Genomic DNA, 21,411 nt, shown 5'->3' with positions numbered 1-21,411 from the left:
GGTCAGTGCGCGCGGCCGGCCAGGGAGAGGCAGAGCTCCTTGAGCTGGGCGGCGGCCGGCAGGCATTCGTCCAGCACGTCCAGCGCCGCGGTCAGGTGCCGGGCGGCCAGCCGGTCGGCGGCGTCCCGGCCGCCCGCCTCCTCGATCAGGCAGGCGGTCAGGGTCAGGGCCGCGTCGTCGGTCTCGCCGGCGGCGAGCGCGTCGGCCAGGCGGCCGGCGGCGGGCTTCCCCGAGCCCAGCGCGGCCAGGATCGGGACGGTCTTCTTGCGCGATCGCAGGTCACTGTGCACCGGCTTGCCGGTGACCTGCGGATCCCCCCAGATCCCCAGCACGTCGTCGGCGATCTGGAAGGCCACGCCGAGCTCCACCCCCATGGCCCACATGCGCTCGGACAGCTCGGGCCGGCCCCCAAGCGCGACCCCCGCCGCGGCGGCCGCCCCCAGCAGCGCGCCGGTCTTGCCCGCCGCCATCTCGGTGTACTCGGCCATGCTCACCTCCCCGGGCCCGCTCCAGGGACGGCTCTCGAACGCCATGTCGGCCGTCTGGCCCTGGACCAGCTCGACGAGGGCTCGCGACAGGTAGCCCATCGCCTCCGGACGGTCGGCGAGCCGGGCCACGGCCAGGGCCAGCAGCGCATCCCCGGCCAGGAGGGCCGGCCCCACCCCGTACGCCTTCCACAGGGCGTCCCGGTGCCTGCGTCTTTCGTCCTGGTCGATGATGTCGTCGTGCACGAGGGAGAAGGCGTGCACGAGCTCGACCGCGACGGCCCCCGGCAGCGCGGACTCGGCGGTGCCGCCGGCGGCCTCGGCGCTGAGAAGGGCGACGGCCGGTCGCACGCTCTTGCCGCCCGCACCCTCGTACGGGCGCCCCTCGGCGTCCGACCAGCCCAGGGTGTAGGAGACCATGTCGGCTCCCCGCGGGTGGAGGCGGGAGACGGCGGCGCGCATGGCGGGCTCCACCAGGCGGCGGCAGCGCGCGATCACGTCGGTGTCCGGCAGGGACGGTCCGGTGCGGCTGAGGTTCACAAGATGTTCCCGTCAAACTTCGATCTTGAATGTCTATGTACGGTCATGTGATACTCCAGCCTGAGTTTAACTTTCGTCATTAAATGTCCGTTATGTAAGACGGGCGCAGAGGAGACACGCCCGTGGCGGACAATGCCACTGCCACCAGAACTGTCCCTTTCCTCGGCAGGCTCAGCAGACACCACCGCATCCCGGTACACGCGCTGGAAGAGGCCGGCGCCGAGGCCGGCGGCCGGGTCGTACGGCTCAACATGGGCCCCTTCCGTCCCTACCTCGTCACCCACCCCGACCACGTCGAGCACGTGCTCACGGTCCGCCAGGCCAACTACGTGCGCGCGGGCATGTTCTGGGACCCGCTCGTGCCCCTGCTCGGCGAGAGCATCCTGTCCGACGGCGAGAACTGGGCCGACAGCCGCCGGATCCTCCAGCCGCTGTTCACCGCCCGGCGCGTCAACGCCATGGCGGAGAACATGGCCCGGATCATGGACGAGCTGATCGAGACGACCGTCGTCCCCGGACGGCCGTTCGACGTGACCGAAGGCATGGGCGCCCTGGTGCACCCGGTGATCGTGCGGCTGTTCTTCGGGGCGAAGATCTCCATGGCGGACATCGACCGGCTGGCGCCGGCCTATGACGTCGCCGTCACCGCCAAGGCGCTGCGCCTGGTGCTGCCGTTCGTGCCGCACCGGGTGCCGCTGCCGGGCGACCGGGCGTTCAGGCGAGCGATCAAGACCATCGACGAGGTCGTCTACGGCTGCATCGCGCGGGCCCGCCACGAGGAAGGCGACGACGTGATCTCGCGCCTGGTCAGAGCGAGGGCGGACGACGGCGGCGACGGCCGCATCAGGGACGACCTCGTCGCCATGCACGGCGCCTCCACCGAGACCACCACCACCGCGATGTCCTGGGTCTGGCCGACGCTCCAGGCGCATCCGGAGATCGCCGCGAAGGTGTACGAAGAGGTGGACCGCGTGGTGGGCGACGAGCCAGTCGGCATCGCCCACCTGCCGCACCTGCGGTACCTGAAGATGTTCGTCAGCGAGCTGCTGCGGCTCTACCCCCCCGGCTGGCTCCTGCCCCGCAGGACCGTCGAGGCCGACGTGGTCGGCGGGGTCGGCGTCGAGGCCGGCTCCACGATGATCCTCAGCCCCTACCTGACGCACCGGCTGCCGGAGTTCTGGGACCGCCCCGCCACGTTCGACCCCGGACGCTTCGCCCCCGGCGGGGACGCCCGGCGGCACCGCTACGCCTACTGGCCCTTCGCCGCCGGGCCGCACGTGTGCCTGGGACAGCACCTGTTCGCGTTGAAGGCGCCGCTGCTCATCGCCGGCATCCTGCGCAGGTACCGCCCCCACGTGCACCTCGACCGGCCGATCGTGCCGCGCCTGGCCTCCACGCTGCGCCCGCCGCACGGATTGACCATGACACTGGAGAAGCGACGGTGAACCCCTTCGACATCGGCCGCGCCTGCGCCCTGGCCGTGGCCGGCGGGCGGGAACTGGCCGGGCACGCCGCGCGCTTCGGTGACCTGTTCCCCGCCGGCGCCTTCGACGCCGGGCTGCACCTGTCCCTGGGCCTCGCCGGCGCCTTCGGCTCGCCCTTGGCGACCGCCGCCGAGCTGCGGGCCGTCAACCGGGCCTCGCTGCTGGTGTTCGCGGTGGACCGGCTGATCGACCACGAGGCCGGCACGCGCGAGGAGGTCGCGGCGCTGATCGGCGACTGCCTGTCGGAGTCCCCCGCCGGGCCGGCCGGCGCGTTCGCCGCCGACCTGCGGGCGGAGCTGGACACCACGCCGGAGCTCGCGTCGGCCTGGCGTGACCGGCTCGCGCGCATGCTCGCGGCCATGGCCCGCGAATGGGAGTGGAGCCGCGCGGACGAGCCGCCCGCCGTCGAGGAGTACCTGGCCAACGCCGACAGCTGCGGCGCCTCCTTCGTGGCCGTCTCGCACTGGATCGCCACCGGCCAGGTGGGCGCGCCGGGTGACCTTGAGGTCCTGCGCCCGGCGGGCGAGGCGGTGCAGCGCTACCTGCGTCTGCTCAACGACCTGGCCACGCACCACCGGGAACGGGCGTACGGCGACTTCAACGCGTTCACCCTAGGCCTGACCCACGACGAGGTGACCGAGCGGATGGCCGTGCTGGCCCGCGAGGCGCACGCGCTGATCGAACCGCTGCGCGGCGACCATCCGCGCCCGGCCGACTACCTGGCATGGCAGATCGACTACAGCACAGGCTTCTACGGCCTGTCCGACTTCTGGGCGGCGACGTGAACCTCTCCGAACAGGCCTGTCTCCTGGTCAACGAGCTGATGGCCACGCCGTGGGGCCAGGTGTCGCCGTCGGTCTACGAGACCGGCCGCCTGGTCACGCTCGCCCCCGGCCTGGCCGGGCACCGGGAGCGGGTGGCATACCTGCTGGCGGAGCAGCACGGCGACGGCGCCTGGGGCGCGCCCGACGGCTACGGGCTGGTGCCCACGCTGAGCGCCACGGAGGCCCTGCTCACGGCGATCGCGCGCGGCGACGGCGACGACGGCCTCCTGCTCCCGGCCGCCAAGGCCGGGCTGGAGGCGTTGCGTCCCATGCTGGCCGCGGCGTCGGAGCCGCCGGACACGCCGGCCATCGACCTGATCGTCCCCGCCCTCGTCGAGCTGGTGAACCGCCACCGTCCGGAGGGCTCCCCGCTGCCGCTGCCCCCCACCATGGACACCACCCGGCTCACCCGGGTCAGGCGGCTGCTGGCGTCCGGCGCCGAGCCGCCGCAGAAGGTCCAGCACGTGCTGGAGGTCGTCGGGGCGACGGGGGCGATACGACCGGCGCCGATCGGCACCGTCGGCGCCTCGCCCGCGGCCACCGCCGCCTGGCTGTCGGCCCGGCCCGATCCCGAGGCCGCGGGCCCGGCCCTCCACCACCTGCGGGCCGTCGCCGGACGGTACGGCGGCCCGGTGCCGGTGGGGCTGCCGATCACCGTCTTCGAGCGGGCCTGGGTGCTGAGCTGGCTGCTCAGGGCTGGCGTCCCCGTGGACGTGCCGCCGGAGATGACGGCCGACCTGTGGGCCGCGATCGGGCCCGCGGGCACCCCAGCCGGGGCCGGTCTGCCCGCCGACGCCGACACCACCAGCGTCGCGCTCTACGCCCTGGCCCTGCTCGGGGTCCCGTACGAGCCCTCGTCGCTGACGACGTTCGACACCGGCGCGCACTTCTGCACCTGGCAGGGGGAGGACGGCACGTCCGTCAGCGTCAACGCCCACGTGCTGGACGCGCTCGGCCAGTACGCGCGGGTCAGGCCGGCGGCCGGGGAGGCGTACCGGCCACGGATCGAGCGGGTGGCGAGGTGGCTGGCCGAGCGGCAGCGGCCCGACGGGAGCTGGAGCGACAGGTGGCACGCCTCCCCGTACTACGCCACGTTGAGCTGCATGCTGGCGCTCGGCGAGTTCGGCGGCGCCCGATACGCCGGGGCCGTGCGCAAGGGGCGGGAGTGGATCCTGTCCACGCAGCGGGCCGACGGATCCTGGGGCCGGTGGGCGGGCAGGCCGGAGGAGACGGCGTACGGGATGCAGGCCCTCCTGCTGGCCGGCCCCGAGCCGGACGAACGGTGCGCAGGGGCGGCGCGGCGCGGTTATGAGTACCTGAATCGGACAGCTAATTTATCCGACTATCCTCCGTTGTGGCATGACAAGGAGCTTTACTCGCCGACAGCCATCGTGCGGGCAGCGGTCATCGCCGCTCAGCATGTCACGATATGTAGCACCGAAGGAAATTCCAGATGCGAAAACAGGACATAATACCCTTTATGGTGCCCTAGCGTGTTGAGGCAGTATTCCTGCGTTGCTAGGGTGATCCGAGTGCCGGATTCCTGGAGTGCCCCTTTTTCCGCCTTGACATGGCCTGCTGACCCCGCGGTCTTTTCTTCCGGAGGGCTTCATGCGCTTCCGTAATGCCAGTGTCCGGGCCAAAGTCACGGCGCTTATCGTGTCGCTCACGCTGTTGTGGGTGTTCGCGGCCTGGGTCACGCTGCGGGAAGGCGTCAACCTGCTCGGGGCCGCGACGGTCGACGGCAGGATCGTCGAGCCGAGCGAGCCGCTGCTGGTGGAGCTCCAGCGCGAGCGCCGGCTGACCGTCGCCCACCTCGGCACCGGATCCCGCGTCGTGGACAAGGGCATGCGCGACCAGCGAGCCAGGACCGACTCCCTGCGCGCCGAGTTCACCTCCATGGCCCAGGGCAACGTCGTCGACCTCGCCGCCGAAGACTCGCTCGTCCAGCGCATCGCCGCGGTCAACGCCGAGCTGGACAAGCTCGTGGCCGCGCGCAAGGCGATCGACGCCGGCAAGACGGAACCGTCCCGGGCGGCGCAGCAGTACAACACCACGATCGACGCGATGTACCGCATGTACGACTCCGTGGCCGCCTTCGACGACAAGGACATCGCCGCGGACGGCCGCGCGCTGTCGGACATGCACCGCTCCCGGGAGTTCCTGGCCCGCGAGGACTCGCTGCTGTCCGGGGTGTTCGCCAAGGGCGGGTTCACCGCCGACGACCACGCCGAGTTCCTCAGGATGTCGGCCGTCTTCCACTACACGCTGACCGACGCGCTGAACCAGCTGCCCGACGAGGACCGGGCCACCTTCGACGCCTGGCTGAAGAGCGAGCCCGTCGTCCGGCTGCAGACCATGGAGGCGCAGCTCATCCGGCACGAACCGGGAGCGGGTCCGCTTCCGGTGAGCGGCGAGAGCTGGCGCGTGGCGGCCGACGCGACGCTCTCCGGCATGCACGCGCAGGTGGTCGCGGGCGGTGACCGCCTGTTCGACCGGATCGTCCCCGTCGCGATCGGCGTCATCGTGCGGCTGCTCCTGGCCGGTGGTCTCGGCCTGATCGCCGTCATCGCCTCGATCGTGTTGTCCATCACCACGACCAGGCAGTTGCTCGCCCAGCTCAAGAAGCTGCGCGACGCCGCGCACGAGCTGTCCGACGAGCGCCTGCCCGGCATCGTCGAGCGCATCGGCCACGGCGAGGAGGTGGACGTCGCCAAGGAGGCGCCCGCGCTGGAGTTCGGCGACGACGAGATCGGCCAGGTGGGCCAGGCGTTCAACACCATGCAGCACACCGCCGTCAGCGTCGCGGCCGAGCAGGCCGAGCTGCGCCGCAGCATCCGCGACATCCTGCTCAGCCTCGCCCGCCGCACCCAGGGCCTGGTGCACCGGCAGCTCACCGTCCTCGACGTGATGGAGCGCCGGGAGACCGACCCCGAGGAGCTGAAGGAGCTCTTCCGCCTGGACCACCTGGCCATCCGGATGCGGCGCAACGCCGAGAACCTGATCGTCCTGTCCGGTTCGTCGCCCGCCCGTACGTGGCGGCGGGCCGTCCCCATGGTGGACGTGGTGCGCGGCGCGCTGGCCGAGGTCGAGGACTACACCCGCGTCACGCTCATGCCGATGGGCGAGGTCGTGCTCGTCGGCCGGGCCGTCGGTGACGTCATCCACCTGCTGGCCGAGCTGATCGAGAACGCCGTGTCGTTCTCGCCGCCGTACACGAACGTGCAGGTCAGCGGCCAGCTCGTGGCCAACGGGTACGTCATCGAGATCGAGGACCGCGGGCTCGGCATGAAGCCCGAGGACCTCGACGCGGCCAACGAGCGCATCGCCGACCCGCCGGAGTTCCGCATCTCCGGCACCGCCCGGCTGGGGCTCTACGTGGTCAGCCAGCTCGCCCGGCGGCACGACATCCAGGTCGTGCTCAAGCCCTCCCCGTACGGGGGCACCACGGTCGTGGTGCTGCTGCCGCAGGAGCTCGTCGAGCTCGACCCGGCGCCGCGGCACCCCGAGGGCGACACCCGGCCGAGCCTGCCGCGCCGGACGAGCACCGGGACCACGCTGGCGACGGTCGCGCGGCCCGCCGAGAACGTGCGCACCCTGACCCCGCCGCGTCCCACCCCCATGTCCGCCCCGCTCCACGCGGTGGCCACCCCCTTCCCGGCACCAGCACCCTCGCCTTCACCTGAACCAGAACCGCCCGCGGAACCGGAGCAGCAGCCTGTGACCGAGTTCACGCCGTCCGGCCTGCCGTTCCGAGTCCCTCAGGCCAACCTGGCGCCAGCGCTGCGGGACGACACGCCGACGCAGCCCGACTTCGAGGAGGACGATGACGAGCGCTCGCCCGAGGAGATCCGCGCCATGATGGGATCCCTGCAGTCAGGCACCCGTCTTGGCCGCAACGAGGCGGCCAGGCTGATGGAAGAGCAGCCGGGAGGCGAGGCATGACCGCCGCGGCCCGGCTCCCGACGGGAGGCCCGACATGACGCCCACCGCGGGCACCGACCTCAACTGGCTGCTCGACGACCTGATCGGCCGGATCAAGGAGGCCGAGCACGCCATCGTGCTGTCCTCCGACGGCCTGCTCATGGCCTCGTCCGCCGGTTTGCAGCGCACCGACGGGGAGCACCTGTCGGCCGTCGCCTCCGGCCTGCAGAGCCTGGCCAAGGGCGTCGCGGACCACATCGCCGGCGGCGCGGTGCGGCAGACGGTCGTGGAGTGGAAGTCGCAGTTCCTGATCGTGACGACCGCGGGCGAACGCGCCTGCCTGGCCGTGCTGTGCGCCCAGAACGCCGACATCGGGCTGGTGGCGTACGAGATGGCGATGCTGGTGGCGCGGGTCGGCCAGTACCTCACCTCCGGCGCGCGCAACGCCGAGGCCGTCGCCAGGAGCGACCGGTGAGCACCACGGAGGAGTCCACGGACGAACACTGGATAGATCCGGAGATCATCCGGCCCTACGTCGTCACGCGCGGGCGGACCCAGCCCGCGCACGGCAAGTTCGACCTCATCTCCATGGCGCTGGCGGTGGGTCCGCCGCCGGGCCCCGACGCCGGGCTGGACCCCGAACACCTGCGCATTCTCCAGCTCTGCCGTGAACCCAAGTCCGTCGCCGAGATAGCCGCGCACCTCAACCTGCCGGCCGGCACGATCCGCGTGCTGCTCGGCGACCTGTTCGACCGCGAACTCGTCTCTGCCCAGGAACCGCAATCCGAGGTGGACATGCATGACATGAAGATGTACAGGGCGGTGCTCGATGGTCTTCGCTCGCTCTGAGCGCCCGCGCCTCCCGACGGCGATCAAGATCCTGATCGCCGGAGGGTTCGGGGCGGGCAAGACGACGATGGTCGGAGCCGTGTCCGAGACCCGGCCGTTGCGCACCGAGGAGGTGCTGACCGACCGCAGCGTGGGCGTCGACGACCTGACCTCCGTGGAGGCCAAGCGCACCACCACGGTGGCCATGGACTTCGGGCGCATCACCCTGGGCACCGACTACGTCCTGTACCTGTTCGGCACCCCCGGGCAGGAACGTTTCTGGTTCGTGTGGGACGAGCTGGCCGAGGGCTCCCTGGGGGCCGTCATCCTGGCCGACACCCGCCGCCTGGCCGACTGCTTCCCCTCGGTCGACTACTTCGAGCGGCGCGGGACGCCGTTCGTGGTGGCGGTGAACTGCTTCGAGGGGTCGCCGACGTTCGAGCTGGACGAGGTGCGGCTGGCGCTGCAGCTCAACCCGTCGATCCCGATCGTGATGTGCGACGCGCGGAAGCGGGACTCCAGCCGCGAGGTGCTGATCACGCTGGTCAAGCACTCGGCGCGGCTGCGCGCGGAGCCGGTCGGAAGCTGACCGGGCCGGCGGGCCCGTCCGTCCCTCGCGGGCGGGCGGGTCCGCCGGGCTCGTTCAGGACGTCCACCGGCGGGGTGCGGCTGGTCTCGCACGCGGACGGGGCCCGGCCGGTGAGCGGCCGGGCCCCGTCACGCACAGGGCGAGGTCAGTGCTCGGTGGCCTTCTCGGCGCCCACGCCGGTCAGCGAGCGCACCTCGATCTCGGCGTACTTGGCGGCGTTGTACTCCTTGCTGAGGATCGTGCCCAGCCAGCCGAACAGGAAGCCGAGCGGGATGGAGACGATGCCCGGGTTGCTCAGCGGGAACCAGTGGAAGTCCACGCCGTGGATCAGCGCGGTCACCGCGGCGCCCGCGGGCGGCGGCGGGGCCGAGACCACCGGCGAGAAGATCACCAGGATCAGCGCCGAGCCGAGTCCGCCGTAGATGGCCGCGACCGCGCCCGCCGTGTTGAACCTCTTCCAGAACAGGCTGTAGAGGATCGCCGGCAGGTTGCCCGAGGCCGCGATGGCGAAGGCCAGGGCGACCAGGAACGCCACGTTCTGGCCCTGGGCGAGGATGCCGAGGCCGATCGCGATGGCGCCGATGACCAGCGCCGAGACGCGGGCCACCACGACCTCCTGCCGCTCGCTGGCGCCGCCGCGCTTGAAGACGTGCGCGTACAGGTCGTGGGCGAAGCTGGAGGAGGAGGCCAGGGTCAGGCCGGCGACGACGGCCAGGATCGTGGCGAAGGCGACGGCGCCGATGAGCGCGAGCAGGATCGTGCCGCCGACGTCGCCGAAGATCTGCGCGCCGATCCGCTCGGCGAGCAGCGGGGCGGCGGTGTTGGCCGCCTTGTCGGCCTTGAGGATGTCGGTCTTGCCGACGATGGCCGCCGCGCCGAAGCCGAGCACCAGGGTCAGCAGGTAGAACACGCCGATGATGCCGATGCCCCACAGGACCGACTTGCGGGCGTCCTTGGCGGTGGGGACGGTGTAGAAGCGGATGAGGATGTGCGGCAGGCCCGCCGTGCCGAGCACCAGCGCGAGGCCGAGGCTGATCAGGTCGATCTTGCCCGCGAGCCCCTGGGCGTCGGTGCCGTACTTCAGGCCCGGGATGAGGAAGTTGCCGGGGTTGGCCTTCGGGCCGCTGGTGGCGGCGGCCTGGCCGAGCAGGGACGACAGGTTGAAACCGAACTTGCCCAGCACCAGCAGCGTCACCAGCGCGGCGCCGGTCATCAGCAGCACGGCCTTGACGATCTGGACCCAGGTGGTGCCCTTCATGCCGCCGAACACCACGTAGACGATCATCAGCGCGCCGACGCCGATGATCGTCCAGACCTTGCCGGCCTCGCTGGTGATGCCGAGCAGCAGGCCGACCAGCGCGCCCGCGCCGACCATCTGGGCCAGCAGGTAGAAGATGCTGACCACGATCGTGGACACGCCCGCCGCCGTGCGCACCGGGCGCGGGCTCATCCGGAACGCCAGCACGTCGGCCATGGTGAACTTGCCGGAGTTCCGCATCAGCTCGGCCACCAGCAGCAACGCCACCAGCCAGGCGACCAGGAACCCGATGGAGTACAGGAACCCGTCGTAGCCGGAGACGGCGATGATGCCGGCGATGCCGAGGAAGGAGGCGGCCGACATGTAGTCGCCGCCGATCGCCAGGCCGTTCTGGACGCCGCTGAAGGACCGGCCGCCCGCGTAGTAGTCGGCGGCCGTCTTGGTCTGGCGGCTGGCCCAGAACGTGATGGCCAGGGTGCCGGCGACGAAGGTGAGGAAGAGGATCATCCCCAGGGTCGTGGAACTCACTGCGTCTTCTCCTCGACCTCGTGACGGAGCTTGTCGGCGATCGGGTCGAGCTTCCTCTCGGCGTGCCGGGCGTACGCCCACGCGATGAGGAACGTCGAGACGAACTGCAGCAACCCGAAGATCAGCCCGACGTTGACATCGCCGAACAACTTGATGCCCATGAAGCCGCGGGCCCAGCCGGACAGCACCACGTACAGCAGGTACCACACCAGGAAGGCCACCGTCATGGGGAAGGTCCAGCGGCGGAAACGCCGCTTCAACTCCTGGAACTCACTGCTCTCCTGAACCTGTTCATAGACGGACGCGTCATGTTCTCTGGTCGTCACGAGACCTCCACTGTGATGCGGATCACGCTCAACGTAAGAGCGCAACCTACCCGTCGTGGAGAGCCGTGGGGGTGCTGTTCGGCGAGCCGCTCGCGTACCGCGATTAGTTGGGGATGGCCTGCGGTGAAAGGTCTGTTCGGCGCGATGAGCGGTCGGGTATTCCGTTCACCCCGATATCGGACGCGGCGGGCCGGGCAGGGCGCTCAGCGCCTGATCCAGGTCCTCGACGAGGGTCGCGGCGGGCTCCAGGCCGATCGACAGGCGGGCCAGGCCGACGGGGATGCCCATGGTGGCCCGTACGCTCTCCTCGACGGTCAGGGCGGGGGCGTTGACAAGGCTCTCGAAGCCTCCCCAGGACACCCCGATCCTGAAATGTCGCAATTTATCGAGGAAAAGTGCGGCCTGTTGGCGATCGTCCGTGGCGAGTTCGATGCTGAACAGGCTGGAGAAGCCGGACATCTGCCGCAACGCGGTCGCATGGCCCGGATGCGAGGGCAACCCCGGATGGTTCACCGCCCGTACGGCGGGATGCCCCTCCAGGAACGCCGCCACCGCGAGCCCCCGCTCCTGGTGGGCGGCCATGCGCACGGGCAGCGTGCGCAGCCCCTTGATCACCTTGGCCGCGTCGTGCGGCGACATGGCCGCGCCGTAGAGCTGGTACTCCGTCAGCGCCAGCGGCCGGATCAGCCGGGCCGGGCCGACCACCACGCCGCCGACCAGGTCGCTGTGCCCGCCGACGTACTTGGAGAGCGAATGCACGACCAGGTCCACGCCCAGCGTCAGCGGTTTCTGGAACAGCGGCGTGGACCAGGTGTTGTCCATGACCGTGACGAGCCCGCGCCCGCGCGCCCAGGCCGCCACCTCGGCGATGTCCACGATCGCGTACGCCATGTAGGAGGGCGACTCGAAGTAGAGTAGGCGGGTACTCGCCCTGATAGCGCTGTCACATCCCGCGAGGTCGTCGACGTGCGTATGCGTGACGCCGTACTTCTCCAGGTAGCGCAGGAACTGCGTGGTCGGCCCGTACACCGCGCCGAGCACCAGCACGTGGTCGCCGGCGGAGACGATCGAGGAGATCGTCGCCGAGATGGCACCCATCCCCGAGCCGAAGCACTTGGCCCGCTCACCGCGCTCCAGCGCGGCCAGCTTGCGCTGCGCCACGTCGACGGTCGGGTTGGTGCCGCGGCCGTAGACGTACCGCTCGTCCTCGTCCCGGATCGCGGCTCCCAGCTCGGCCGCCGTCCCGAAGGTGAACAACGAGTTCTCGAACACCGGCGGGTTCACCGCGCCCAGTGTCCACGGCTCGTCCTCGCCCATCCGGCCGCAGATCCATTCATCCTCCATGGGGGCAGACTATGACAACGCGTAAGCCCACCATGGCGGACGTCGCCCGGCACGCGGGCGTCAGCCTGAAGACGGTGTCCCGCGTGGTCAACCAGGAGCCGCACGTCCGGGCCTCGCTGCAGCAGCGGGTGCACGACTCGATCAGCGCGCTCGGCTTCCGCCGCAACGAGGCCGCCGCCCGGCTGGCCCGCGGTGCGACCATGCTCACGCTCGGCCTGGTGATGGAGAACATCTCCAACGAGTTCTACGCCCGCCTCGCCGCCGCGGTGGAGGCGGCCGCGGCCGGGCACGAGGCGCTGGTGGTGTTCGGTTCGTACGAGGAGCGTCCGGACAAGGAGCGCATGCTGATCGAGTCGATGCACGCGCGGGGCGTGGACGCGCTGATCGTCGTGCCCTCGCCGGCCGACCACTCCTGGCTGGCCGAGCACGTCGGCCCGCGCACGGTCTTCGTCGACCGCGTGCCGCGCGGGCTCGACCGGGCCGACGTGGTCAGGCTCGACGACGAGCGCGGCGGCCGGACGGCCACCGCGCACCTGCTCGCCCATGGGCACCGCCGCATCGCGCTGATCTCCGACGACGACGGGCTGAGCTCGGTGCACGACCGGGCCCGCGGCTACCGGGCGGCGCTGCGCGAGGCGGGGGCGGCGGCCGACGAGGCGCTGGTGGTGCGGGGGGTGTTCGATCCCGGGCGGGTGTCGTACGAGGTGGGGCGGCTGCTCGACCTGCCCGACCCGCCGACGGCGTTCTTCGCGACGAACAACCGGGCGGCGATCGGCGTGCTGGAGGCGTTGCGGGAGCGTCCCGAGCGGCCGGCGTACGTGGGGTTCGACGACTTCGCGCTGGCCGGCCTGTTCAGCCCGGGGGTGACGGTGGTGCGGTACGACATCGGCCGGCTGGCGCGCGGCGCGGTGGAGCTGCTGCTGGATCCCGTCCGCGAGCCGCGGCGGATCACGGTTCCCGTGGAGCTGGTCGCCCGGGGGTCCGGGGAGTTGCCGCCTGCCTGACCTTCCGGTCAAACCTCCCCCAAGTCCCCTTATGTCGGAGCCTGATGGGATACGGGAGGGGTAATCGCAGGTCATGGCCGAGAGCAGCCCGTACCGCGATGACCGTACGCCCGAGGAGCAGGCGCTCGGCTCCGGCGCGTCGGCGCCCGCCCGTCCGAGCCCTGAGGTCTGCCTGGAGATCTCCGAGATGCGGGTGGAGGAGGCCGGGCCGGAGGGCCGGGCCCCGGGCGCCCGGCGCGGCGGCGCGCGGGCGCGGGCGACGCTGCGGGTGCGGCTGGACGACCTGGCGCACCTCATCGACCACCTCCTGAACGCCGCCCCCCACCTCCTGGACCACCTGCCCTCGACCACCGACACTCCCCCACCCCGCACCGCCCGCCACGCCTTCCCCACCACGCCCACCCCCTCCACCCGGGACTCCCTGTCCTCGGGGAAGACCGCTGCGGGGACGCCTGCCTCGGCGGCGCGGGGAGGCGGGGTGTGGGGAGGCCGACCGGAGGAGGGCGGCGGGGTGCGTCGGGGGTGGCCGAGGGGTGGCGCCCCCTCCTGGCGACCGGAGCGAAAGCACGCGGGCGACCTGGGAGCGGCCACCGGACGGACCATCCATCACGCGGCCCCCGTCGAGGAGGCCCCGCACACCGTCCCGGGGCACGAGGTGCTCGACGTCGAGACCCACGCCGGCACGGCCGCCAGACCCATGACCGAACAGGCCGCCCGGCACAGCGACGCCTCCCACCCGACGCCCCCGACCAGACCGTACTTCGCCCCCGACGAGGGAACCCTCCCGGACGAGCCCCCCACCGCAAGCGCCACACCGCACGAACCGCCTGCCGCGGGCACCACGCCGCATGAGCCCTTCCGTCAGGCCCAGGACGTCATGCCCTCGACTGCGGGCAGTCGTACCCACGCGATGCGGTCCGGCGGCCGAGACCCGGGGCCCGGCCGTTCCAAGACACCGCCCGCCGGCGTCGGTGACCGCCCGGGTCTGGACCCTCCGCCGCAGGAGCCGTCCCATCCGGGCCTCGCCCACCGGATACCGTCCCAGCCCGGCCCTCGGTCACAGGCGCCGGCCCAGCCCGCCCACGCGCCGCAGGCGTCAGGCCAGCAGCACCAGCCCGGCCGGCCCGCGACCCATCCCGGCAGCACGCCGCAGGAGTGGACCCGTCCGCACGTCCCACCCCAGGGGACGGCCCAGCCGCGCCCAGGCCGAACCCCAGCCCCACCCGACACCGAGCCAGAGGGGTCGGCCCGGCCGGACGTCGCGAGGGAAGGGGCGAGTCAGCCCTGGCCCGGCCGAAGCACGTCCGCACGCGCCGCCGGCCCGTACCGCCCCGGCCTGGACCCACCGCCCCAGAGCGAACAGCCCCATGACCAGGGCGGCATCCCGCGTCCCACGGAAGGCGACCGCAAGCCCCGAGCCGCGAGCGCTCAAGAAAGCCCAGCCTCATCGAGGGCAGCAGGCAGCGCGGCGGCCGTGGGCGGCGCTGGGACCGAAGGCGGCCCTGGGAGAGGACGAGGTGCCGGAGCCGGCGCGGGGGCCGGAGATGTGGCGCACAACGAGGGCGCCAGTGGAAACGGGGTGGCGTCGGAGCGCTTGGGAGGCGTCGCCGCGGGCTGGTCGTGAAGGGCGAGAGGGCGCAAGGGCGGGCAGACGCCCACCGGCACGCTCCCGCGCGCCGGCCGGGCGCGCAACCGACGCCCCGGGCACAGGACCGACGGCCCGGGCACGGGACCGGCGGGCGGACGAGGGACCGGAGGGCCGGGGGCGGGTCATGGGGAGCGGGGGTGCCAGTCGCCGCGGTCCAGGTCGAGGTTTTCCGGGGTGTGGAGGCGGACCATCGTGCGGGCCACCCCCGGCGGCACGCGGTGCGGCGTCAGGAACGACACCGACACCATCACCGTGAACGCGATCGGCACCGTCCAAGCAGCCGGCTGGGCCAGCAGCGCCCCCGTGAGCCCCTCGTACGGCCCCCCGGTGATCGTGGCGAGCACGGCCGAGCAGGCGAGCCCGCCCCCCACGAACAGCCCCGCCAGCGCCCCGGTGGTGGTGAGCCGCCGCCACCAGATGCCCAGCACCAGCAGCGGGCAGAAGGACGAGGCGGCCACCGCGAACGCCAGCCCCACCACGTCCGCGACCGGCAGCGCCCGCGCCCACAACGCCAGCGCCAGCGGCACGGCGACGGCCATGAGCGTGGCGATCCGGAAGGAGCGCACCCCGCCCTTCAGCAGGTCCTGCGCGATCACCCCGGCGACGGACACGGTCAGCCCCGAGGACGTGGAAAGGAAGGCCGCGAACGCCCCGGCCGTCACGAGGGCGGTGAGCAGGTCGCCGAGCGTGCCGCCGATCATGCGGCTGGGCAGGGTGAGCACGACCGCGTCGGTGCGCACGAGGTCGGGGGCGTAGAGGCGGCCGAGCCAGCCGTACAGGGCGGGCAGCAGGTAGAACGCGCCGAGCAGGGTCAGCACGACCAGCGTCGTACGGCGGGCGGCCCGGCCGTCGGGGTTGGTGTAGAAGCGCACGAGCACGTGCGGCAGGCCCATCGTGCCGAGGAACGTGGCCAGGATCAGCGAGTACGTCGAGTAGAGCCCGTACTCCTTGGCCCCGGCCAGCGGCATCTGCCAGGTGGTGGCGTCCTGGACGCTGAGGGCGGGCGCGCCGTCGCCCTTCCAGGCCAGCAGCAGGAACACCAGCGGCACGGCCAGCGCGGTCAGCTTGAGCCAGTACTGGAACGCCTGCACGAACGTGATCGACCGCATGCCGCCGGACAGCACGTTCACCGCCACCACCCCCGCGACCAGCAGCCCGCCCGCCCACACCGGCGCCCCGGTGATCGTGCGCAGCACCAGCCCGGCGCTCTGGAACTGCGGCATCAGGTACAGCCATCCGATCAGGACGACGAGCACGCTGGCGGTCCTGCGCACGGTCATCGACTCCAGCCTGGCCTCGGCGAAGTCGGGCAGCGTGTACGCCCCCGAGCGCCGCAGCGGCGCCGACACCAGCACCAGCAGCACCAGGTAGCCGCCGGTCCAGCCGACGGGCAGCCACAACATGTCCACGCCGTAGGACAGGATGAGCCCGGCGACGCCGAGGAAGGAGGCCGCCGACAGGTACTCGCCGCCGATGGCGGAGGCGTTCCACAGGGGGCTGACGGTCCGGGAGGCGACGTAGAAGTCGGAGGTGGTGCGGGAGAACCTGATGCCGTACGCGCCGATGAGCACGGCCGCCGCCATCACGACGACCACCGCGGTGAGGCTCACGAGGGGCCCTTCGCGCCGGTCACCGGCGTTCCACCAGCTCGGCGAAGTGGCGTTCGTTGCGCTCTGCCTGGCGGACGTACAGCCAGGCGCCGATGACGAAGGCGGGGTAGATGAGCCCGGCCAGCACCGCCCACGGCAGGGAGACGCCGAGGACGTCCACCTCGCGCAGTTCGGGGATGAGCAGGAACAGCAGCGGCAGGCCGCCGACCACGCAGGCCAGCACGGTGCAGACGAACAGGGCGAGCCGGAACTGGGTGCGCAGGAGCGAGCGCATGTAGACCTCGCCGAGGCGGGTCTGCTCGTCGATCTCCCTGGTGGCCGGGTAGCGGGGGCGGCGGGCGGCGGCGGTGCGCGGGCTGGTGACGCTGACCCGGCGCGGCGTCTCGGAGCGGCGGAAGGCGTCCATGCGGCGGGCGGCGTCGGTGCGGCGGGTCGCATCGGTGCGGCGGGCGGGGTCGGTGCGCGGCGACCCCGCAGGACGCCCCGGCCGGGGATCGGAGGTCATTCCGTCCTGCCCTTCCTGGCGCGGCGGACCAGCAGGTCGCGCAGCTCGCGGGTGTGCCGCCGGCTCACCGGGAGCTCGGTGTCGCCGACCCGCACGCTGCACCTGCCGGAGTCGATGTGCAGTTCCTCGATGTGCTTGACGGCGACCAGATGGCTGCGGTGCACCCGGACGAACCCGGCCGGGGCCCAGCGCTCCTCCAGCGTGGCGAGCGGGATGCGGACGAGGTGGCTGCCGTTCGCGGTGTGCAGCCGGGCGTAGTCGCCCTGGGCCTCCACGTAGAGGACGTCGGCGCTGGAGACGAACCGGGTCACGCCGCCCAGCTCGACGGGGATGGTGTCGCTCTCGCCGGTCTCGGCGGGCACGTCGGCCGAGACCGCCACGCGCCTGATGGCCTCGGCGAGCCGTTCGGGACGCACCGGTTTGAGCAGGTAGTCCTCGGCCTTGATCTCGAAGGCGTCCACCGCGTGCTCCTCGTACGCGGTGACGAACACGACCCGCGGCGGGTTGGCGAACTGCGACAGCAGCCGTCCGAGCACGACGCCGTCCAGGCCGCGCATGCGGATGTCGAGGAAGACGGCGTCGATCGGGCGGCCCTCGGCGATGCCGCGGTCCAGCAGGCGCAGCGCGGCCGCCCCGTCGCGCGCCGTCACCACCTCGCCGATGCGGGCGTCGGCGCGGAGCAGGTAGGACAGATCCTCCAGCGCGGGGAGCTCGTCGTCCACCGCCAGGACGCGCAGCCCGGTCACACTCACTCCTCACACCTCGAATGCATTAGACAGTGATGAAACCCGCACCAAACGTCAAGGCCGTCACGGCGGGGTCACAGGTGGGGGCAGGTGTGGGAAGTCGGCGGGAGGTCAGCGGGCCGAGACGCCGGGGTGGTACTTCGGCAGGCGCACGTTGACCTTGGTGCCCGCGCCCGTGCCGGTCTCGACGACCAGGCCGTACTCGTCGCCGTAGACCTGGCGGAGCCGTTCGTCGACGTTGGCCAGGCCGACGCCGCCGGTGGGGGCGATCTCGCCGGCCAGGATGCGGCGCAGCCGGTCGGGGTCCATGCCGAGGCCGTCGTCCTCGACGCTGATGCGGCACTCGGCGCCGGCGTCCTCGGCGATGATCGTGATGCGGCCGACGCCGTTGCGGCTCTCCAGGCCGTGCCGGACGGCGTTCTCGACCAGCGGCTGCAGGCACAGGAACGGCACCGCGACCGGCAGCACCTCGGGGGCGATGCGCAGGGTGACCTGCAACTGGTCGCCGAACCTGGCGTGTTCGAGGGTGAGGTAGCGCTCGATCGAGTGCAGCTCCTCGGCCAGCGTGGTGAACTCGCCGTGCCGCCGGAAGGAGTAGCGGGTGAAGTCGGCGAACTCCAGCAGCAGCTCGCGGGCGCGTTCGGGGTCTGTACGGACGAAGGAGGCGATCGTGGTGAGCGAGTTGTAGATGAAGTGCGGCGAGATCTGCGCGCGCAGGGCCCGGACCTCGGCCTCCATGAGCAGCGTGCGCGAGCGGTCGAGCTCGGCCAGCTCCAGCTGCGAGTTCACCCAGCCGGCCACCTCCTGCGCCGCCCTGACCAGGCCGGCCGAGGCGTTCTGCCCGTAGGCGGCCAGCGCGCCGACCAGGCGGTCGTCGGTGGTCAGCGGGACGACGACGGCGTGCCGGATCGGGCATTCGAGCAGCTCGCAGTCGATGGTGAGCACCTGGGTGCGGCCGTCCCGCAAGGTGGCGGCGGCGTGCTCGAACGCCTGGGCGGCGTGGTGGTCGCCGGCGCCGTCGTAGACGAGCAGGCGCTCGCGGTCGGTGATCGCGAGCGCGGCCGAGCCGAGCAGCGCGCGCAGGTGGCGGGAGGCGCGCTCGGCGCCCTCGGGGGTCAGCCCGGCCCGCAGCGGCGGCCCGGCCATGGAGGCGGTGTGCAGGGTCTCGAACGTGGCCCGCTCGGCCGGGCTGGTGCCCAGCTCGCGGCGGCCCCGCATGACGCGCCAGAGCACGATCGCGGGCACGCCCACCAGCACGGCCACGACGGCGACGCCGACCAGGTACTCCACGCGCCCCGAGCCTAGCGCCCGCCGCCGCCCGTGCCGCCCGCCGCCCTCACTCGGCCGCCAGCGCCTTGGCGACGGCCGCCGCGTAGGTCTCGGCCTCCTGCGCGGACTCGTAGGCGGTGCGCGGCCAGAAGAAGCCGCGCAGCCCGTCCTTGCGGTTGCGCGGCACGACGTGCACGTGCAGGTGGGGCACGCTCTGGCTGATCCGGTTGTTCATCGCCACGAACGTGCCGGCCGCCTCCAGCCCCTCCTCCACGGCCCTGGCCATGGCCTGCACCCGGGAGAAGAACGGCCCGACGTCGGCGAGGTCGGCCAGCGTCTCGACGTGCAGCCGGGGCACGACGAGCACGTGCCCCTTGAAGACCGGGCGGGTGTCGAGGAAGGAGACGGCCACCTCGTCGGCGCTCACCACGTGGGCGGGACGCGCGCCGGCGATGATCTCGCAGAACAGGTCGGTGCTCACCGCCCGACCTTATCGGCGAAGGCCGTCCAGCTCGTCATGTTGGGCGCGGTCCACTCGTCGGGGGCGTGCAGGAAGCGCTCGCCGACGCGGTCGCGCAGCCGCCCGGGGACGTCGGCGACCTTGGCCCCGCGGCAGTGGTAGACCAGCCCGCCCGGCCGCTGTCCCATGGCCATCCAGGGCAGCCAGGGCGAGACCCGGCACCAGGAGAAGACCGCCGGCACGTCGGGCATGCCGGACTCGACGTCGGCGGCCGAGGCGAAGAACTGGAAGAGCTCCAACGCCCGATACGTGTCCCGAGCCGAGTTTTCCGGATATTTCGCGACAGGTAGTGGCGAAGGATAGGAAAGGCGGATGTCGGCGTTGTAGACGACCTGCTCCCCCAACCGCGTCACCGGCACCGGATAGGCCCCGAGCCGCTGGTTGACCGGGTCGTTGAAGACGTGCTGCACCTCGACGGACCGCCCGGTGAGCGGGTTGTCCCACACGTCGATCGGTTCCCTGGTCCTCGGGTCGAGGTAGAGCGCCGCCTCCCTGGTCAGCAGCTCCCAGCCGCCGTCGGCCGGGCGCGCCCGCGCCACGTTCAGCCCCTCGAAGCCGAACAGGTGATGGGGGCCGTCGTCGTCCTGCCAGCCGTAGACGTCGCCGGTCCAGTAGGAGATCGTCTCGGCGCCGTCGGCCGAGGCACGCACCCGGATGAAGTCCATGATCCGGAGCTTACCCCTTGCTTCGAGACAGCATGTTGCTATCTTTAGAGACATGGTGTCGCTAAATGAGCGGACCCGGCAGAGCTGGCTCCCGCTGATCGTGCTCGGCGTCGGAATGTCGATGATCATCATCGACGCGACGATCGTGAACGTCGCCGTCCCCGCGATCATGGGCGATCTGGGGTTGTCGGCCACGGACGTCGAATGGGTCAACTCCATCTACTCCCTGGCCTTCGCCTCCCTGCTCATCCCCCTCGGCCGGACCGGCGACGTGCACGGCAGGCGCCGCATGTTCGCCGTCGGCCTGGTGGTGTTCCTGGCCGCGAGCATGCTGGCCGCCTCCGCGCCGAGCGGCGCGCTGCTCATCGCCGCCCGCGTCGTCCAGGGCGTCGGGGCGTCGATGGTGGTCCCGATGACGCTGGCGATCATCAACTCCCTCTACACGGGCTCGCGCCGGACGATCGCCTTCGCCGTCTGGGGCTCGATCATCGGCGGCATGGCCGCGCTCGGCCCGCTGCTCGGCGGCTGGGTGGTGACCGACTTCGGCTGGCGCTGGGCGTTCTGGGTGAATCTGCCGATCGGCCTGCTCGTGCTGCTCGGCACGGCCCGGGTGCCCGAATCGAAGGACGCGGCGGCGGGCGGCTCGGACGTCCCCGGCGTGCTGCTGTCGGTGGTCGGCCCGGCCGCGCTGGTGTTCGGCCTGATCGAGGGCCAGCGCTACGGCTGGTTCACGCCGACCGGCGAGGCCACGCTGTTCGGGTGGACCTGGCCGCTCGGCGGCGTCTCGCCGATCCCGTTCGCCTTCGGGCTCGCGGCGCTCGCGCTGGCCGCGCTGCTGCTGGTCGAGCGCTCGCGGGCACGATCGGGCCGCCCGGTCGTGCTGGACCTGTCGCTGTTCGCCATCCCCTCCTTCAGGTACGGCGGCGCCGCCGCGATGATCATCAGTCTCGGCGAGTTCGGCCTGATCCTGGTGCTGCCGCTGTTCCTGCAGGCGGCCATGGGGTTCACCGCGTTCGCCACCGGCCTGATCATCGCCTCGCTGGCCGGGGGCACGTTCCTGGCGGGCGGCGTCGTCCCGCGGCTCGACCTGGCGCCCAGGGTCATCGTGCGGCTGGGGCTCGTCCTGGAGGCCGTGGGCGCGATCGCGATCGGCCTGGCCGTCTCCCCCTCGCTCGGCCCGTGGACGCTGGTGCCGTGGCTCGTCCTGTACGGCGTCGGCGTCGGCTTCGCCTCGGCCCAGCTCCCGAACGCGATGCTCGCCGACGTGCCCGCCCGCCGCTCCGGCGTGGCCTCCGGGCTCCAGAGCACGATCCG

General features: G+C 72.1%; 19 protein-coding genes. 9 read left to right on the top strand and 10 right to left on the bottom strand.

Annotated features, from left to right (window positions below; translation table 11 throughout):
- Positions 1 to 2: 2 nt before the first annotated feature.
- Positions 3 to 1,025 carry a polyprenyl synthetase family protein gene (locus tag ACWCSD_RS13165; protein WP_397163885.1) on the bottom strand — a complete coding sequence of 341 codons (1,023 nt, stop codon included), beginning with the start codon at positions 1,023 to 1,025 and terminating at the stop codon, positions 3 to 5.
- Positions 1,026 to 1,147: 122 nt separating this feature from the next.
- Between ACWCSD_RS13165 and ACWCSD_RS13160 the strand changes: the two genes are divergently transcribed.
- From ACWCSD_RS13160 to ACWCSD_RS13130, 7 genes are all read left to right on the top strand, one after another.
- Positions 1,148 to 2,470 (top strand): cytochrome P450, encoded by a 1,323-nt coding sequence (locus tag ACWCSD_RS13160; protein ID WP_397163883.1) that lies wholly within the window; start codon positions 1,148 to 1,150, stop codon positions 2,468 to 2,470.
- On the top strand, positions 2,467 to 3,294 hold the full coding sequence (locus ACWCSD_RS13155; RefSeq protein WP_449914667.1) for a terpene synthase family protein: 828 nt from the start codon (positions 2,467 to 2,469) through the stop codon (positions 3,292 to 3,294). The genes ACWCSD_RS13160 and ACWCSD_RS13155 overlap by 4 nt, the downstream gene beginning before the upstream one ends.
- Positions 3,291 to 4,805: a prenyltransferase/squalene oxidase repeat-containing protein gene (locus ACWCSD_RS13150; protein ID WP_397163879.1), complete on the top strand. Its 1,515-nt coding sequence runs from the start codon at positions 3,291 to 3,293 to the stop codon at positions 4,803 to 4,805. Before ACWCSD_RS13155 ends, ACWCSD_RS13150 begins: the two co-directional genes overlap by 4 nt.
- A gap of 187 nt (positions 4,806 to 4,992) precedes the next feature.
- The gene (locus ACWCSD_RS13145) at positions 4,993 to 7,278 is read left to right on the top strand and encodes a sensor histidine kinase (RefSeq protein WP_449914665.1); all 2,286 of its coding nucleotides are present in this window, start codon (positions 4,993 to 4,995) and stop codon (positions 7,276 to 7,278) included.
- Between the two features lie 34 nt (positions 7,279 to 7,312).
- Complete coding sequence (locus tag ACWCSD_RS13140; RefSeq protein WP_358285281.1) at positions 7,313 to 7,732, top strand: roadblock/LC7 domain-containing protein; 420 nt, start codon at positions 7,313 to 7,315, stop codon at positions 7,730 to 7,732.
- Positions 7,729 to 8,106, top strand: a complete 378-nt coding sequence (locus ACWCSD_RS13135) for a DUF742 domain-containing protein (RefSeq protein WP_352356948.1) — start codon at positions 7,729 to 7,731, stop codon at positions 8,104 to 8,106. The genes ACWCSD_RS13140 and ACWCSD_RS13135 overlap by 4 nt, the downstream gene beginning before the upstream one ends.
- Positions 8,087 to 8,674 carry a GTP-binding protein gene (locus ACWCSD_RS13130; protein ID WP_352324453.1) on the top strand — a complete coding sequence of 196 codons (588 nt, stop codon included), beginning with the start codon at positions 8,087 to 8,089 and terminating at the stop codon, positions 8,672 to 8,674. Before ACWCSD_RS13135 ends, ACWCSD_RS13130 begins: the two co-directional genes overlap by 20 nt.
- Before the next feature lie 145 nt (positions 8,675 to 8,819).
- Here ACWCSD_RS13130 and ACWCSD_RS13125 read toward each other — a convergent pair whose 3' ends face one another.
- The 3 genes from ACWCSD_RS13125 to ACWCSD_RS13115 all read right to left on the bottom strand — a co-directional run bounded on the left by ACWCSD_RS13125 (position 8,820) and on the right by ACWCSD_RS13115 (position 12,130).
- Entirely contained in the window at positions 8,820 to 10,439 is a 1,620-nt protein-coding gene (locus ACWCSD_RS13125) for a solute symporter family protein (protein ID WP_387665301.1), read from the bottom strand.
- Positions 10,440 to 10,456: 17 nt separating this feature from the next.
- Entirely contained in the window at positions 10,457 to 10,786 is a 330-nt protein-coding gene (locus ACWCSD_RS13120) for a DUF485 domain-containing protein (RefSeq protein ID WP_397163875.1), read from the bottom strand.
- Positions 10,787 to 10,951: 165 nt separating this feature from the next.
- Positions 10,952 to 12,130, bottom strand: a complete 1,179-nt coding sequence (locus tag ACWCSD_RS13115; protein ID WP_397163874.1) for a trans-sulfuration enzyme family protein — start codon at positions 12,128 to 12,130, stop codon at positions 10,952 to 10,954.
- 11 nt (positions 12,131 to 12,141) lie between these two features.
- Between ACWCSD_RS13115 and ACWCSD_RS13110 the strand changes: the two genes are divergently transcribed.
- Entirely contained in the window at positions 12,142 to 13,134 is a 993-nt protein-coding gene (locus tag ACWCSD_RS13110; RefSeq protein WP_449914661.1) for a LacI family DNA-binding transcriptional regulator, read from the top strand.
- Between the two features lie 1,770 nt (positions 13,135 to 14,904).
- On the opposite strand, the gene ACWCSD_RS13105 is transcribed toward ACWCSD_RS13110, so the two are convergent.
- The 6 genes from ACWCSD_RS13105 to ACWCSD_RS13080 form a co-directional block, all read right to left on the bottom strand.
- The gene (locus ACWCSD_RS13105; protein ID WP_357964520.1) at positions 14,905 to 16,392 is read right to left on the bottom strand and encodes a sodium/solute symporter; all 1,488 of its coding nucleotides are present in this window, start codon (positions 16,390 to 16,392) and stop codon (positions 14,905 to 14,907) included.
- Between the two features lie 19 nt (positions 16,393 to 16,411).
- On the bottom strand, positions 16,412 to 16,897 hold the full coding sequence (locus ACWCSD_RS13100) for a hypothetical protein (protein ID WP_397163870.1): 486 nt from the start codon (positions 16,895 to 16,897) through the stop codon (positions 16,412 to 16,414).
- The gene (locus ACWCSD_RS13095) at positions 16,894 to 17,643 is read right to left on the bottom strand and encodes a LytR/AlgR family response regulator transcription factor (RefSeq protein ID WP_352324464.1); all 750 of its coding nucleotides are present in this window, start codon (positions 17,641 to 17,643) and stop codon (positions 16,894 to 16,896) included. The genes ACWCSD_RS13100 and ACWCSD_RS13095 overlap by 4 nt, the downstream gene beginning before the upstream one ends.
- 111 nt (positions 17,644 to 17,754) lie before the next feature.
- On the bottom strand, positions 17,755 to 18,933 hold the full coding sequence (locus tag ACWCSD_RS13090; protein WP_352356966.1) for a sensor histidine kinase: 1,179 nt from the start codon (positions 18,931 to 18,933) through the stop codon (positions 17,755 to 17,757).
- 46 nt (positions 18,934 to 18,979) lie between these two features.
- A complete protein-coding gene (locus tag ACWCSD_RS13085) occupies positions 18,980 to 19,393 on the bottom strand; it encodes an HIT family protein (protein WP_397163867.1) in 414 nt (137 codons plus the stop codon).
- The gene (locus ACWCSD_RS13080; RefSeq protein WP_358285265.1) at positions 19,390 to 20,097 is read right to left on the bottom strand and encodes a DUF1838 family protein; all 708 of its coding nucleotides are present in this window, start codon (positions 20,095 to 20,097) and stop codon (positions 19,390 to 19,392) included. Before ACWCSD_RS13080 ends, ACWCSD_RS13085 begins: the two co-directional genes overlap by 4 nt.
- A gap of 52 nt (positions 20,098 to 20,149) precedes the next feature.
- Between ACWCSD_RS13080 and ACWCSD_RS13075 the strand changes: the two genes are divergently transcribed.
- Positions 20,150 to 21,411 (top strand): MFS transporter (locus ACWCSD_RS13075; protein WP_449914654.1); only part of this gene is annotated, 1,262 nt, incomplete at its 3' end.

This window comes from Nonomuraea sp. NPDC001684 (assembly GCF_053596515.1).
This window is presented reverse-complemented; position numbering and strand designations above follow the sequence as displayed.